The following is a 15396-nucleotide window of genomic DNA, read 5'->3' on the forward strand; positions in this document are numbered from 1 at the left end:
CTGGCTTTTTTATTTAATGCGTCTGCAATAAGTTAACTTGCTCGACTTGCACATCACTCATCAAATTGCCTTCAGCTAATAATTGATTGAAATAACTCTCAACCACCAATGCTTGCTCAGCAGTACTTTCAACTTTATACATATTTTGGCGAAATTCATTGCTCGAACGTAAGCCTTTGGTGTACCAAGCGATGTGCTTACGAGCAATACGACATCCAGAATATTCCCCATAAAATTGATAAAGCTCTGATAAATGCCCAAGTAGCACGTGCTTAACTTCTTCAATATTAGGCGCCGCTAAGTGCTCTCCAGTTTTTAAATAATGAGAAATTTCACGAAAAATCCACGGACGGCCCTGAGCTGCGCGGCCAATCATAATTGCATCTGCTCCAGTGTAATCCAGCACATATTTTGCTTTTTCAGGACTATCTATATCACCGTTCGCAATAAGTGGAATATTGATTAATTCTTTAACATGTTTTATCAAATCATAACGTGCTGTATTTAAATACATGTCTTCACGCGTCCGGCCGTGTAAGGCTAATGCAGCAATTCCCGCTTCTTCTGCTCTTTTTGCTACTCTTAAAATATTTTCGTGTCCATTTAAAAATCCTAAACGGGTTTTTAACGTAACAGGAACATCAACAGCAGCGACCACCGCATCAAGAATTCGTGCCACCAAGTCTTCATCTTGTAATAGTGCTGAACCTGCGAGTTTATTACATACTTTTTTAGCAGGACATCCCATATTAATATCAACAATTTGTGCGCCATTTGCCACTTGATAACGTGCAGCCTCTGCTAACTGCTCAGGATCAGAACCTGCAATTTGTGCAGAAATCGGTGCGAGTTCGCCATCAAAATTTGCACGATAGAGGCTTTTCTTACTCATCCGCAAAGTCTTATCGGCAGTCATCATTTCGCTCACTGCATGACCTGCGCCAAAATACTTGCAGAGCGTTCTAAATGGGCGGTCTGTTACGCCAGCCATAGGAGCAACGATTAAATTATTTGACAGTTGATAGGGACCAATATACATATATATTCATACAATTGATGATCAACATAGTATACTTCATCCGCTTGATCGGCTCATCTTTTTATGCAGGTGCTCTCCTCGCCATGAACAAACCGCTATCTTCCCGTTTTTTATTAAAATCATTCGGTGTAGTCGCCGTATGCATGAGTTTAGCCGCTTGTGGAGATAAAGGCTGGTGGTCAAAAAATGATGAGCCTGCTTTAGAAAGCCAACACATTAAAAAATTAATTCCACCACGTGTACATGATCGCGAGTCATGGGCAAAAGATATTGATGATATTATGCAGGAATTAAAAATTCCTAAAACCAAACAGAATGTCTGTAGTATCGTCGCAATTGTGGATCAGGAATCTAACTTTGTCGCTAACCCTGTAGTGCCGGGCCTAGGTAAAAAAGCAGTTGAAGAAGTTAGTACTCGTTTAAATGAAAAGTTTGAAGACAAACTTGGCCAGAAAGTTGGTGGAACTGTCGCAGGCTATTTTGAAGAAGTATTAAAAAACCAGCCTTCTCCTGACAACAACTATATGAGTCAGATGGGTAAAGTTAAAACTGAAAAAGATCTTGACTTACTTTATCGCCAAATTTTTGATTTTATGACTCAACATTATCATGTCAGTGCTTTAACTGGTGCTGCTAAACTGGTTGGACAAGATATTGGTGAAAAAATGAATCCAATCACTACACTGGGTTCAATGCAAGTTCATATTAATTATGCTAAAGCACATAAGCGCACTAGTATGAATATTAATGATCTTAGAAATGATCTCTATACACAATATGGTGGTCTATATTATGGTATTCATCGCTTGATGGTATATCCAGCAGACTATGACAAAGCCATTTACCGTTTTGCCGATTATAACTCAGGCATGTATTCAAGCCGTAATGCTGCTTTTCAAAGCATGCTAGATGATCTTACTGAGGCTAAGCTTACTTTAGATGGTGATTTACTACTTTACGATAAAGCTGGTGATCCACGCGCAGTTCTGAGTGAATCAGAAAAAGAATTAATGAATGTATTTACTAAAAATAATGTTTTAATTACACCAAGACAACTTCGTGATGATCTGAAATTAGAAAAAGAGAAAAAGTTTGAGAGTACCCAAACTTATATCGCTTTGACTAAACTTTATAAAGCTAAGACTGGTAAAGAACCTATCTATGCAATGATGCCTCAAGTGATAATTTCTGGGCCTAAATTAAGTCGTGACTATAATACCAACTGGTATGCAACCCGCGTAAACGGAAGATATGAATCATGTATGCAACGAGCGAAACGAATAAGACTATAAAGAGTCTCGCCCTGTTCGATTTTGATGGAACCTTGTGTAGCAAAGACAGTTTTACAGGGTTTATCTTTTATGCTTTATCTAAACGCCATATTGTTAAACAAAGCTTGAAAATCCTGCCATGGATTCAAGCCTACTATCTTAACTTTTATCCTGCCCATGCTATGCGCGCCAAGTTATTTCGCAGCATGTTCAAAGATACCTCCGCAATTGAACTGCGAAGATTAGGTGAAGAATACGCACAACAGTTAGTCTCTGCACTTTCACCTGAACTTTTCGCACAGTTACAACAGCACCAGTTACGTGGTGATCGGGTGGTAATTGTTTCTGCCTCAATTGATGTCTACCTTGCCCCACTTTGCAAGTTACTCGATATCGATTTAATTTGTACTGAAACTCAAATTAAAAATGGCATGGTAACGGGTTACTATTCAACCCCAGATTGTAGTAGTGAACAAAAGAAGTTACGAATACATCAGCAATATACGCTACAGCATTATCATCAAATTTATGCTTATGGTAATAGCTCAGAAGACCTAGATATGTTGAGTCTTGCTACACACCCATATATGGTGGGTGAAGATCGTGTTCTACCTCGTTTAACGCCAGAAAAAAAGCTCGCATAAAGCGAGCTTTTTTAGTTTTACAATAATTTAGTAAATCGCCATATGATCACGATGAATCATTTCAAGTGAACGGGCTTCACCAAGTACTTGATAAACCTTATCAGAGGCTAAGCCTTTAATAATTTCAGCAGATCGTGAACTAAAATTCACTCGACCAACGGCAATACGTTTACCTTGTTTATCTACACATTCAACCACATCACCACGATCAAAATGCCCTTCAACAGTTTTAACCCCAACAGGGAGTAAACTGCGATGTTTCAATTTAATCGCTTCAACAGCGCCATCATCAATTACGAGACGGCCTGCTGTCTGCAAATGAGCAGCGAGCCACTGTTGATGAGCAGTCATACGGTCTTTATCTGTAGTAAACAACGTACCTAACATTTCACCTGCCATCGCACGTGACAAGACATTATCACTTTCACCACTCGCAATGAGCGTTGGACAACCAGACTTAGCAGCTAAACGTGCGGCACGAACCTTAGTTACCATACCACCTCTGCCGAGTACACCGCCACCGCCAGCCATTTCGAATAGAACATCATCCATAGCACGAACAGTAGAGAGTAATTTCGCATCGGGGTTGTGACGCGGATCTGAATCAAACATACCCTGCTGATCCGTTAAAATGATCAGCAATTCCGCATGAACCTGACCTGCAACCATCGCTGCTAAAGTATCGTTATCACCAAAACGGATCTCATCGGTAGATACCGTGTCATTTTCATTAATGACTGGAATTACATGCCAATCAATCAAGTTTTGCAAAGCATCACATGAGTTTAAATAACGACGTCGGTCCGCTAGATCATCATGTGTCAGTAAAACCTGAGCAGTACGAATACCATGTTCTTCAAGCACACTAGACCAAGTATGAATTAAACCCATCTGCCCAATCGCAGCACAGGCTTGTAGACTGGGTAGATCGGTGGGTCGACTCGCAAGCTTCATACGAACCATACCTTCAGCCACAGCTCCAGACGACACTAAAATAATTTCGTGTCCGGCCTTGTGTAGATCTGCAATCTGTTTCGCCCAGTGCGAAATAGCATTCAAATCTAAACCTTGCCCATTGGCTGTGAGTAAAGATGATCCGATTTTAACAACGATTCGTTTACACTCACTGAGCTGACGTTGCCCATCGACCACTTCTATCATGTTTTCCTCGGTTTTCTAGTCACGAACGTAGATGCTTTCTACATCAGTGTCGTCTTCATCATCGTCAAAATCATCATCATCGCCCAACATGCCTTCAAGACGTTGTGCTCGACGCATAGCGCGATATGCTTCTTTTGCCGCAATGGTTTGTTCACGTGTTTCAATTTCTAGTTGTTCACGGAAAGCTCTTACTTCTGCTGCATATTCAGGATCTTCAACTTCGCGTTCACGTTGTTGTTCAAGCTGATCCATTAAGTAATAAACAACTTCTTTTGTTCCTTCGCTTAATAAACCTGATGTCTTAAAGACAGGTCCAGTCCACTCTAGTTCACCTAGAATATGCTGACACCACTCTTCACGACTTTCTTCAGCAATCTGATCAAGTTTGTTCAGTACTAAAACAATCGGTAGTTTAGCTAAAGTAGGAGAAAACTTAGCTAACTCGTTCATAATTGCTTTTGCATTATGCGCCGGATCTGAACCATCAATTGGTTGCACATCAATAATGTGTAAAAGGATACGCGTACGTGCCAAATGTTTAAGGAAACGAATTCCTAAACCAGCGCCTTCTGCTGCACCTTCAATCAATCCTGGAATATCGGCCATTACGAATGAACGATGACGATCAGCATCTACAACACCTAGGTTTGGAACCATAGTTGTAAATGGATAGTCTGCCACTTTTGGTTTTGCAGCACTTACAGCACGAATAAAGGTTGATTTACCAGCATTTGGCATGCCCAGTAGACCAACATCTGCCAATACTTTTAATTCAAGACGAATTTCACGAAATTCACCTTTGATGCCTGTTGTACATTTACGCGGGGCACGGTTAGTTGATGATTTAAAGTGGGTATTCCCCAAACCACCGTCACCACCACCTGCAACTAAAATTCTTTGGCCGTCTTCAACCAAATCGCCAATAATATCGCCTGAATCTGTATCAACGATTGTTGTACCCACAGGTACTTTTAAAACCACATCTTCACCACCACGTCCGGTACAGTTAGCGCCTGCACCATTCTTTCCGCGCTCAGCACGGAACTTACGTGTGTAACGGTAATCGACTAGCGTACTCGTATCATCATCAGCTTGAATATAGATACTTCCACCACGTCCGCCATCACCACCATCTGGGCCACCAAATGGTACAAATTTTTCACGGCGAAAACTGGCTACGCCATTGCCACCGTCGCCAGCCTCTACGGTAATGACTGCTTCATCAACAAAGCGCATCTGCCAATCCTCTAAAAACTCTAAAACCGCCTATTCTGCCATATTTTCATAAAATTCTCGAATAGAAAATGGGACAATTCCCATTTATAACGATCTGTTTTTATATTTAAGTCATCAGAAGCATTTTAGATTCACAAATACAGGCTATATTGAAAATAAAATGCAGGATGACGATTTAATTTTTAAGGATGAACATTCCGTAGAGGTAAGGTCATTTGCATATCAAGATTCGCTTTCGTTTTAGGAACCGAGTTATACATAATCGCATTAAATGACGAAACATTTCCCATTTCCATTGGGTCGTTAACCTCTAAACTTGGTCTAAACTGATGTTTAACCGATAAATTTACTGGCTCATCAAATTCAAAATAAACAGGACCATCAAAAACAATTTTAATTGGAATGGTATAACTACGCTTTAATTGAAAAGGTACATCTAACTTTATGGGAATATTAAGTTTAAGTGGAAATTTAGGTAAAAACTTATTTTGATAGATTAGATCTGTAGTCGTTTCAAGAGGCATGACCTGATCAATTTTTAGAGTCGTTGTATAATCAACATTTACGGTAACGGGCGTTTCTACAGCAAAACTTATATCTGCTAAATATTTCCCCTTTAACGGCAGGGTCAGTTGACGGTTTATATCTAGAATTGTATCAAGCTTGCCAATCGACTGAACTTTTAAAGTATTACCGACATGAATTTTTGTTTCTAAAGAATCAGGTAAACTAATATCAGCATTATGAGCCGAAACCACTAAATTTGCTTGAATATTGAGATATACCCAAAACATAACAGCGGCAAGTATCATCATTAAAAAGAAACTGATCAACATACTTTTGAGTGAACGAAACATTAGCATTCACCCTATTGATCAGTTTTTGTCTGTGAAATTTCTGAATCTAATACCCGATTTAATCGCATACTGGACAGAGGAATTTTTAACTCACCATTTGCGATCTTAACAGGTAAAGTATTTTTCACATCAACTGAAGCATTTAACGCTGTTTTGACAGGTACATTCAAATTACCTTCAATTGGAATATTCGTATTTAATCTTGCTTTTAAAGGAATATGTAAATTTTCCTTTAATACCGTTCGCACGGGCGCATCAAATTTTAAATGAACCTTTTGTTCCAGAGGGACCTGAATATCAATTGGAACATCAAGTTTTAATGGAATTGTTCCCTTTAAAGGTAAAGTAATATCACGCCCTAAAACTCTAACCTGAACCTTCGTATCGATTGGTAAATTTTGCTCTACTTTTAATGTTTCTTTGACAGGAATTGTGGTGCTAATTGGAACCATATTATCGAAGTAAACGCGAGGGGTTAACGTTTGTGTTAAAGGAATATTCAGTTGCTCATCGATGGGAATACTTGCATTTACCCGCCCTTTCACATCTACATTTAACGCATCTTGAACTTTAACCTTAACTTGTAGAGGCTCTTGTAAATCGATAGCAACTGCCTGATTTTTCAATGGAATATAAATATTAAAATGCTTAAAAACCCATATTGCAATGAGTACACCACATAAATTGGCAATAATGATGAATATAAAAACGACCAGTAAACGTTTAAACTGCGACAATTCCAATCCCTTACTATTTTCTTTTTTTCCTTAATTCGTATTCTCATTTATTTACAAAAAATAGTCAGCATATATTTTGTACGGTTGTAAAAAAACCCAGTCTAAACTGGGTCTTTTTGTGAAAAACTTTTATAGATCGTTAAATGATCTTAAGCATTCATTTCTGCAGGAATTTTTTTGTAGCTTACGCCGCACATTTGCTCAGCAATACGTAACACCTGACAGCTATAGCCTACTTCGTTATCGTACCAAACATAAGCAGTTAAACGGTTACCAGAAGTAATCGTTGCTTGAGCATCATATACACCAGCAGTACGAGAACCGATAAAGTCACTCGATACCACTTCAGTCGAGTTGGTATAACCAATTTGACCTTGAAGGCTAGAGTTAATCGAAATTTGACGAATGTATTCGTTCACTTCTTCACGATCAACTTCTTTATCAAGCGTTAAGTTCAAGATAGCAAGAGATACGTTTGGCGTAGGAACACGTACAGAGTTACCAGTTAACTTACCTTTCAATGCAGGTAATGCCTTAGCAACTGCTTTAGCTGCACCAGTTTCTGTAATTACCATGTTCAAAGTAGCAGCACGGCCACGGCGATCTGCTTTATGGTAGTTATCAATCAAGTTCTGGTCATTTGTGAATGAGTGAACAGTTTCAACATGACCATTAAGAACTTTATATTTGTCATCCAATACTTTAAGAATTGGAGTAATTGCATTTGTTGTACAACTTGCAGCAGAGATGATTTTGTCTTCATCTAAGATGTCTGTGTTGTTTACGCCAAATACAACGTTTTTCATTTCGCCTTTACTTGGTGCAGTTAATACAACACGTGCAACGCCTGGGCATTTCAAGTGTTGGCTAAGACCTTCAGCATCACGCCATTTACCAGTATTGTCGATTAAAAGTGCGTTTGAAATACCGTATTCAGTATAGTCAACTTCACTTGGGCTAGATGCATAAATCACTTTAATGAAGTTACCATTTGCAATGATTGCTTCATTTTCTTCATCAACAGAGATTGTACCAGCGAAAGTACCGTGAATAGAGTCACGACGAAGTAAAGAAGCACGTTTTGCTAAATCACCATCAGAAGATTTACGCACAACAATTGCTTTAAGGCTTAAACCACGGCCTAAACCTGATTGGCTAATGATTAAACGAGCCAAGATACGGCCAATACGACCAAAACCATAAAGAACGACATCTTTAGGCTGTTCAGAAGTTGCGCTACCTTTGATTGACTCAACTGCTTGAGCAACAAAAGCGTTAACATCACCGCCTTTTTCTTTATATTCAACAGCAAGTTTACCAATATCAACTTCTGCCGAACCGATATTTTCAAGCTGAGCTAAAGCTTCTAAAATTGGGAATGTATTTACAACAGAAAGCTCAACGTCTACAACACGTGTACGGCGGTGAGTTTTCAAAATTTGAATAACAGAACGGTTAATTAAAGAGCGACCGTAAACAGATACGACAATATTTTTTTCACGGTATAATTGTCCGATTAATGCAATCATACGTTCCGCGATTTCTTCACGGTTTTTCCAACGGCCTTGGTGTTCAGCATGCAGGGCGATGATAGTGTCTTTGCTCACAGATACGTCCTCTAATTAATTATATCTAGGCGTGATTTTTTAAACCCCGTAATTGTAATGGAATTATTGGCAAGAATGAATCAAAAGCTGACGTTAGTGATTAGATTTTCCTAAAATTCATCATAAATTCATAAAATACCTATAATTATTTTTTATTATTTTATTGTTTAAAGCAGCTAAATTTTTGCTTTTTCTTACTTTTTAGATTCTCAGCTGCTAATCAAACTCATCATTTTTTAATCTTTTTTGATATTTTGCGATGTTTAGCTGCAAATTTTTGGCTTTTTGTCGTTGCTGATAAAGGTGAACTGCACCTTCTAAAACTAACACAAATACTGCACACCAAATCGGAATATAAGTGAACCATTCTTCTTGGCCAATACTCTCCCCTAAAACCAGAGAGGCCAAAGCAAGTAATACTGGTTCTAAATATCCTAAAAGTCCAAAAATGACTAATGGTAAAAAACGACTTGCCAGAATATAACTTCCTAAACCAATAGCACTTAAAACTCCTAGCCCAACAATGACTAAACCAAGCGTTGGTTGGTCTACAAATTTGCTATAAGGAAGTAAACCTGTATGAGTTAAATAAATTGCAATCGGTAGAATAATGACTAAATCCCACCAAAAGCCGCCTAAATTGTCTGTTTTAATGGTCTTACGTAATAAAAAATAGGCAGAATAGCCAACCGCAACCAGTGCAGTTTCCCATGCAATACTTCCTAAACGCCATATCTCATGGCCCACTCCAATGACGGCAAGAATAATTGCGACCCATTGAAATTTTGATATTTTTTCGCCATAAAGCACACTTCCGGCTAAAACAAGAACGAGCGGCAATAGAAAATATCCTAAAGATACTTGTAGGCCTCGCCCATGCATAGGCCCCCATAAAAACAGCCAAAGTTGTACTGACGTTAAAACGGAGGTTGTGATTAACAGCAATAATAAAGAGGGTTTAGCCAAAATACGTTGGTAGATATTTTTGATATATGCTAAATCACCACTCCACCACATAAACAAAGTTAAAAATGGTATTGTTGCAATAATCCGCCATCCAAAAGTTTGTTGGCTATCAAGCTGACTTAACAATTGAGTATAAAAATAAAGTACGCCAAAAGTGACAGATGCCATGACAGACAAGCTCACGCCCTTAAACATCATCACCCTCTTATACTTTAGTAAAAACAGCTCACCACAATACTTGATTTATCCACTATAAAAAAGAAAAAACCATGTAAAACATGGTTTTTTCTTAAGCACACATTTACAGTTATTCTTTATGTTCTGTGCGGATAATATCGCGAATATCAAAGCCTAATGTTTTAGCGTAATTCAGATATTCATCAACTACTTCTTGTTCAGGATGAGGTGTTCTCGATAAAACCCAAAGATATTTACGAGAAGGTTCTCCCACTAAAACAGTTTGATAGTCTTCATCTATTTTTAAAATCCAGTAATCACCACGAATGACCGGAATCCATCTCACAGCCTCTGGTAAGAAACTCACTTTCAATTTCGTATTGTATGGTGGGTTTACTACAAAAGCTTCACCAATAGATTGCTGTAGTTGGTTTCTATTGTCATAACAACGATTATCTACAACCACATTTCCATTTTCATTTAATGTATAGGTAGCTGATACGTTGTAAGCACATTTTTTTTGGAAAAATGCAGGCTTACGCGCTACTTCGTACCAGACACCTAAATATCGATCCAGTTCAACTTTATAAACAGTTTGTAAAGGCTTAGGCTGAGCATAAACATACGTTCCAACAGCTAAACCAGCCAAAACGACTCCGCCCAACGCAATTTTAGCTAAACGCCAACTGGCCTGCGGAACATTATTTCGAAATGCCATTGTTGCCCTCAACGATTAGTTGTGAATACAAAAGAACTTAAATATCTACACTAGCTTGTTTTTTAAACACATTATGTAGCGTTATGTATTCATTTATTGCAACATTTGCGCTTTTAACCGAAGAATTTCATCACGAATACGCGCTGCTTGTTCAAACTGTAAATCTTTCGAGGCCTTTAACATATCTTTTTCAAGCTTAGTAATATGCTTACTGAACAATTTTGGATCTGAAAGAATGTGTCTTTCATCGGCACTCAAGGCTTTTGCTTGTTCAAGTACTTTTTCATCAATCTCGTCATCTGAAAGTACTTCACCCGAGTCAATTTCTTTGACAGCCTGACGAACAGCACTACGCGGTGTAATACCATGCAGTTCATTAAATTCGATTTGTTTGGCTCTACGGCGATCCGTTTCATCTATTGCTTTTTGCATAGAATCGGTAATTCGGTCAGCATATAAAATTGCTTTACCTTTTACATTACGCGCAGCACGACCAATTGTCTGAATGAGTGAACGTTCCGAACGTAAAAAGCCCTCTTTATCTGCATCTAAAATAGCAACCAAAGAAACTTCTGGCATATCCAAACCTTCACGTAGCAAGTTAATACCGACTAAAACATCAAATATACCTGTACGTAGTTCATGAATAATTTTGACACGCTCAACCGTATCAATATCTGAGTGGAGATAAGCCACCTTCACGCCATATTCTTTTAAATAAGAGGTCAGGTCTTCTGCCATACGCTTTGTTAAAGTAGTAATCAACACCCTTTCATTCAAGTTTTTACGAATATTAATTTCAGAAAGAACATCATCTACTTGGGTTAAGACAGGACGAATCTCAATTTCAGGGTCGATGAGACCTGTTGGACGTACCACCTGTTCAACGATTTGGTCTGACTTTTCTAATTCATATTTAGCAGGTGTTGCACTTACAAAAATGGTCGTCGGTACAATACGCTCCCACTCTTCAAATTTCATTGGACGGTTATCAAGCGCACTTGGTAAGCGGAATCCATAATTCACCAAGTTTTCTTTCCGTGATCGGTCACCTTTATACATCGCTCCAATTTGCGGAACCGTAACATGTGATTCATCAATAATGAGCAAAGCATCTTCTGGAATATAGTCGAATAACGTCGGCGGCGCTTCACCAGATGGACGCCCTGACAAATGACGTGAATAGTTTTCGATACCATTGGTATAACCCAACTGTTGCATCATTTCCAGATCGTAACGTGTTCGTTGTTCAATACGCTGTGCTTCGAGTAACTTGTCATGTTCACGGAAGAATTTGAGCTGATCTTGTAATTCATCCTTGATCGTATCAATGGCACGAGTCAAATGATCTTTTGGTGTCACATAGTGACTTTTCGGATAAATTGTTACCCGAGAAACTTTACGAACCATTTTACCAGTTAGCGGGTCAAACCAACGGATTGAGTCGACCTCGTCATCAAATAGTTCTATGCGAATTGCATGTTGATCAGATTCAGCTGGGAAAATATCAATAATTTCGCCGCGAATACGATAAGTACCACGCAAGAATTCAAGCTCATTACGTGTGTATTGCATTTCAACTAAACGGCGGATGATTTCATCGCGGCTTACTCGATCACCCTCAACCACATGCAGCAACATTTGCATATAAGCATTCGGGTCACCTAAACCATAAATTGCAGACACCGATGCGACAATAATTGCATCACGACGTTCTAATAAAGCTCGTGTTGCAGATAATCGCATCTGATCAATATGGTCGTTAATCGCCGCATCTTTTTCGATAAACGTATCAGAAGATGGAACGTAAGCTTCGGGTTGGTAGTAATCGTAATAACTTACAAAATATTCAACCGCATTATTGGGGAAGAAAGATTTAAACTCGCCATAGAGCTGGGCAGCCAAAGTTTTGTTATGGGCCATCACAATTGTAGGTCGCTGTGTTTGGGCGATTACATTTGCCATGGTATAGGTCTTACCTGAGCCAGTTACACCTAGCAATAACTGATTACGAAAACCATGCTCGATACCATTTACCAGCTTTTCAATCGCCTGTGGCTGATCACCCGCAGGCTGATAATGAGTGACCAAATCGAAAGGTTGATTTTCGTTCAAAGTTATCTCTCTTTATGAAAAAATTGAATTGAATGTCTCCCTCATTAATGGGGATTTTTATCTTAATTTAAAGTGCAAATTGAACTTGAAATTCAATGTAAAAGATTAAGCATCTTAACACTTGACCAATACCCTAATCAGTTGCAACATGAAGCTATCCATTAAATAAAAAGCATAACCATGACCTATCAATATCATGATGAAAGTATTGTAACCGAACTTCCCGAAGATACAGTTTTTGTATTTGGAAGTAATCTTGCTGGACAGCACGGTAGTGGCGCAGCTCGTGTTGCACATCAGCACTTTGGGGCAGTTGAAGGTGTAGGTCGTGGCTGGGCTGGTCAAAGCTTTGCAATTCCCACCTTAAATGAACATATTCAACAAATGCCTCTTTCACAAATTGAGCACTATGTTGAAGACTTTAAAATATATGCCAAAAATCATCCTAAAATGAAATATTTTGTCACTGCTTTAGGTTGTGGCATTGCGGGTTATAAAGTTTCTGAAATTGCCCCATTGTTTAAAGATATTCATCACAACGTTATTTTTCCAGAATCTTTTAAGCCTTATGTTGAAGATAATGCAGTTTCTCAATTTCCAACATTAACTCAAAAGATGGTAAAAAGTTTTATTAATGATGAAGTTATTTTTTACTTCAATCATGGCAGTGAATCTTTTGAAGAAGCCTTAGATAAAACCGATTTATCGAGTGCCGAAAAAGCCATTGCCTTTATTGTTTTAAATGAAGAGCTGTACCCTCGAGATCGTTACGGGCGAGGCCGTGATCATGAGCTTAGTGATATTTTAGGTAAGCTCAATGGTAAAATTTTTGATCTACACGGAAATTCTGAGGGTGCCATGATTTTTGTTAGTGCAGTCGTTGCACTCATGGAACTTTACGATTTTGACGAGCAAGACTTCATCAAACTTTGGCGTGGTGAGAAAAATATTGACCATCCAATTAACCGTTAAATTATTTTAAAAATTTATGAGCTAAGCAGATAATCTCTGCTTTCTCATTATTTTATTTTTCCTTACAGTTAATACTTTTATTTTTTAACTATTCTAATAAATTTAAAACCTTTATCTTTCCAAATCTTAATTTTTCTCATTATACTTTAAGGCAAACTGAATACTTAAAGAAACATATGGAAACTTTAGATTCTTCGATTTTTGACTTAAGCCCAATTCCCATGTGGATTGAAGATTTCAGTGACGTTAAACAACAATTTGATGTATGGAGAAATCAAGGTGTTGAAAATCTCCTTGATTTTTTAAGTCAAAATAAAAATTTAGTGATTGAATGCGCCCATAAAATCAAAATTATTAAAGTTAATCAAAAGGCATTAGAACTTTTCGAAGCAAAGACACAAGAAGAACTCTGTTCAAATTTAAATCTTATTTTTAAAAAAGAAATGTTCGAGTCACATATCTATGAGTTAGAAGAACTCTGGAATGGTAAAACCCATTTCTCAAGTACCACTGTAAATTACACGTTATCGGGCAAACGTATTGATGTTCAGTTACGAGGAGCTATTTTAACTGGCTCTGAATTTACATTTAATAGGCTATTGATTACGACAGAAGATATTACCCCCTATCAAAATGCACTTCGGCAAGAAGAAAAAAACCGCCGCCTAGCTGAATCAATGTTTATCTATTCTCCTACTTCACTTTGGGTGGAAGATTTTAGTCGAATCAAAACCAGGCTTGACCAACTTAGGCTATTAGGGATTGAAGACTTTAGAACTTTTTTAGATGTCCATCCTGAATTTGTTCGCCAATGTATAGAAGATATTCTGATTTTAGACGTGAATCAGGCAACTTTAGATTTATTTAAAGCCCCTGACAAAACTACGCTATTGAAGAATACACATAAAATTTTTGCCGAAGAGATGGTTGATACCTTTCGAGAGCAACTTATTGAGCTATGGGAAGGTAATATTCACCATAAACGTGAAGCAATTAACTATGCCTTAGATGGGCAGATAAGAAATGTATTACTCCAATTTACGGTTTTTCCAGGTTATGAAGAGACATGGGGACTCATTCAGGTAGCACTTACAGATATCACAGCTCGAAAAAAAGCCGAAAACTATCTTGAATATCTGGGACAACATGATGTCCTTACCCAGTTATATAACCGAGCTTTCTTTACAGAAGAACTCAACCGTTTAAACCGAAATATTATTAGGCCTGTTTCTTCAATTTTCTTAGATATGAATGGTCTAAAAGAAATAAATGATCAATTTGGCCACGATATTGGTGATGGTTTATTACGCCGTGTCGGGAAAATTCTAAATCAAGCTATTACAAATACAGCATATACGGCTTCAAGAATAGGTGGCGATGAGTTCGTTATTTTGATGCAAGGTGCAGATGAATCGAATGTTTTAATTATGCTTCAAACCATTCAAGAGCTTTTTAATATCGACAACCAATATTATTCAAGCCATCCAATTAGCATTGCAATTGGACATGCAACCACTCAGACAAATGAACAAATCGAAGATATGTTAAAGCGTGCCGACCATCATATGTATCAAAAGAAGAAAAATTATTATCAGGAAATTAAATTTAATTAATAAAAAAACAGGCATATTGCCTGTTTTTTTAGATTAGCGTTTGCCCATAGAGCGACGAGTACCGCGCGGAGGCATCCAAGTTCTATCTGCGTACTGCTCTGGTTTTGGACGCACTTGGTTGTGTGCTACATCGTCAGCGTCATTGCTATCATTCGGCATTGGGAATGGCAATTTCACCAAAGCCTTTTTCTGTTTTGGCTGTTGCTCAGTCATGATTCATTCTCGAAATTTCGATTGCGACCTATTATAAATGATTTTCTCATTTCTTTCTAAGAAAGCTTCA

General features: G+C 38.1%; 14 protein-coding genes. 4 read left to right on the forward strand and 10 right to left on the reverse strand.

The window, feature by feature from the left end; all coding sequences use genetic code 11:
- Window positions 1-13: 13 nt before the first annotated feature.
- Window positions 14-1039 carry a tRNA dihydrouridine synthase DusB gene (dusB, locus tag I5515_RS03075; protein ID WP_199964694.1) on the reverse strand — a complete coding sequence of 342 codons (1026 nt, stop codon included), beginning with the start codon at window positions 1037-1039 and terminating at the stop codon, window positions 14-16.
- Between the two features lie 83 nt (window positions 1040-1122).
- On the opposite strand from dusB, the gene I5515_RS03080 reads away from it, so the two are divergent.
- Window positions 1123-2331, forward strand: coding sequence for a DUF1615 domain-containing protein (locus tag I5515_RS03080; RefSeq protein ID WP_199964695.1), 1209 nt, complete (start codon window positions 1123-1125; stop codon window positions 2329-2331).
- Window positions 2298-2954 (forward strand): HAD-IB family hydrolase, encoded by a 657-nt coding sequence (locus I5515_RS03085; protein ID WP_199964696.1) that lies wholly within the window; start codon window positions 2298-2300, stop codon window positions 2952-2954. Before I5515_RS03080 ends, I5515_RS03085 begins: the two co-directional genes overlap by 34 nt.
- A 27-nt stretch (window positions 2955-2981) precedes the next feature.
- Here the strand turns inward: I5515_RS03085 and proB are convergent, their stop codons facing one another.
- From proB to uvrB, 8 genes are all read right to left on the reverse strand, one after another.
- Window positions 2982-4115, reverse strand: coding sequence for a glutamate 5-kinase (gene proB / locus I5515_RS03090; RefSeq protein WP_199964697.1), 1134 nt, complete (start codon window positions 4113-4115; stop codon window positions 2982-2984).
- Between the two features lie 15 nt (window positions 4116-4130).
- Window positions 4131-5351: an Obg family GTPase CgtA gene (gene cgtA, locus I5515_RS03095; RefSeq protein WP_199964698.1), complete on the reverse strand. Its 1221-nt coding sequence runs from the start codon at window positions 5349-5351 to the stop codon at window positions 4131-4133.
- 182 nt (window positions 5352-5533) lie between these two features.
- A complete protein-coding gene (locus I5515_RS03100; RefSeq protein WP_199964699.1) occupies window positions 5534-6208 on the reverse strand; it encodes a hypothetical protein in 675 nt (224 codons plus the stop codon).
- Window positions 6209-6219: 11 nt separating this feature from the next.
- Window positions 6220-6945 (reverse strand): MFS transporter, encoded by a 726-nt coding sequence (locus tag I5515_RS03105; RefSeq protein ID WP_199964700.1) that lies wholly within the window; start codon window positions 6943-6945, stop codon window positions 6220-6222.
- A 149-nt stretch (window positions 6946-7094) separates the two neighbouring features.
- Window positions 7095-8552, reverse strand: a complete 1458-nt coding sequence (locus I5515_RS03110; RefSeq protein ID WP_199964701.1) for a glyceraldehyde-3-phosphate dehydrogenase — start codon at window positions 8550-8552, stop codon at window positions 7095-7097.
- Window positions 8553-8768: 216 nt separating this feature from the next.
- Complete coding sequence (gene rarD, locus I5515_RS03115) at window positions 8769-9716, reverse strand: EamA family transporter RarD (protein WP_199964702.1); 948 nt, start codon at window positions 9714-9716, stop codon at window positions 8769-8771.
- A gap of 109 nt (window positions 9717-9825) precedes the next feature.
- Window positions 9826-10413, reverse strand: coding sequence for a lipocalin family protein (locus tag I5515_RS03120; protein ID WP_199964703.1), 588 nt, complete (start codon window positions 10411-10413; stop codon window positions 9826-9828).
- Between the two features lie 93 nt (window positions 10414-10506).
- Window positions 10507-12528: an excinuclease ABC subunit UvrB gene (gene uvrB / locus I5515_RS03125; protein WP_199964704.1), complete on the reverse strand. Its 2022-nt coding sequence runs from the start codon at window positions 12526-12528 to the stop codon at window positions 10507-10509.
- 180 nt (window positions 12529-12708) lie between these two features.
- On the opposite strand from uvrB, the gene I5515_RS03130 reads away from it, so the two are divergent.
- Window positions 12709-13500: a hypothetical protein gene (locus I5515_RS03130; protein WP_199964705.1), complete on the forward strand. Its 792-nt coding sequence runs from the start codon at window positions 12709-12711 to the stop codon at window positions 13498-13500.
- A gap of 176 nt (window positions 13501-13676) precedes the next feature.
- On the forward strand, window positions 13677-15113 hold the full coding sequence (locus tag I5515_RS03135) for a diguanylate cyclase domain-containing protein (protein ID WP_199964706.1): 1437 nt from the start codon (window positions 13677-13679) through the stop codon (window positions 15111-15113).
- A gap of 33 nt (window positions 15114-15146) precedes the next feature.
- On the opposite strand, the gene I5515_RS03140 is transcribed toward I5515_RS03135, so the two are convergent.
- Window positions 15147-15326, reverse strand: a complete 180-nt coding sequence (locus I5515_RS03140) for a hypothetical protein (RefSeq protein ID WP_199964707.1) — start codon at window positions 15324-15326, stop codon at window positions 15147-15149.
- Window positions 15327-15396: the final 70 nt, after the last annotated feature.

The organism is Acinetobacter calcoaceticus (assembly GCF_016508255.1).
In the GTDB taxonomy this organism is placed as follows: Bacteria; Pseudomonadota; Gammaproteobacteria; order Pseudomonadales; family Moraxellaceae; genus Acinetobacter; species Acinetobacter calcoaceticus_E.

Bases quoted from the DNA above. Each gene is read 5' to 3' on its own strand.
- rarD (WP_199964702.1), bottom strand. From the start codon at position 9,716: ATGATGTTTAAGGGCGTGAGCTTGTCTGTCATGGCATCTGTCACTTTT.
- I5515_RS03135 (WP_199964706.1), top strand. From the start codon at position 13,677: ATGGAAACTTTAGATTCTTCGATTTTTGACTTAAGCCCAATTCCCATG.
- dusB (WP_199964694.1), bottom strand. From the start codon at position 1,039: ATGTATATTGGTCCCTATCAACTGTCAAATAATTTAATCGTTGCTCCT.
- I5515_RS03100 (WP_199964699.1), bottom strand. From the start codon at position 6,208: ATGTTTCGTTCACTCAAAAGTATGTTGATCAGTTTCTTTTTAATGATG.
- I5515_RS03085 (WP_199964696.1), top strand. From the start codon at position 2,298: ATGTATGCAACGAGCGAAACGAATAAGACTATAAAGAGTCTCGCCCTG.
- I5515_RS03120 (WP_199964703.1), bottom strand. From the start codon at position 10,413: ATGGCATTTCGAAATAATGTTCCGCAGGCCAGTTGGCGTTTAGCTAAA.
- I5515_RS03080 (WP_199964695.1), top strand. From the start codon at position 1,123: ATGAACAAACCGCTATCTTCCCGTTTTTTATTAAAATCATTCGGTGTA.
- proB (WP_199964697.1), bottom strand. From the start codon at position 4,115: ATGATAGAAGTGGTCGATGGGCAACGTCAGCTCAGTGAGTGTAAACGA.
- I5515_RS03130 (WP_199964705.1), top strand. From the start codon at position 12,709: ATGACCTATCAATATCATGATGAAAGTATTGTAACCGAACTTCCCGAA.
- cgtA (WP_199964698.1), bottom strand. From the start codon at position 5,351: ATGCGCTTTGTTGATGAAGCAGTCATTACCGTAGAGGCTGGCGACGGT.
- I5515_RS03140 (WP_199964707.1), bottom strand. From the start codon at position 15,326: ATGACTGAGCAACAGCCAAAACAGAAAAAGGCTTTGGTGAAATTGCCA.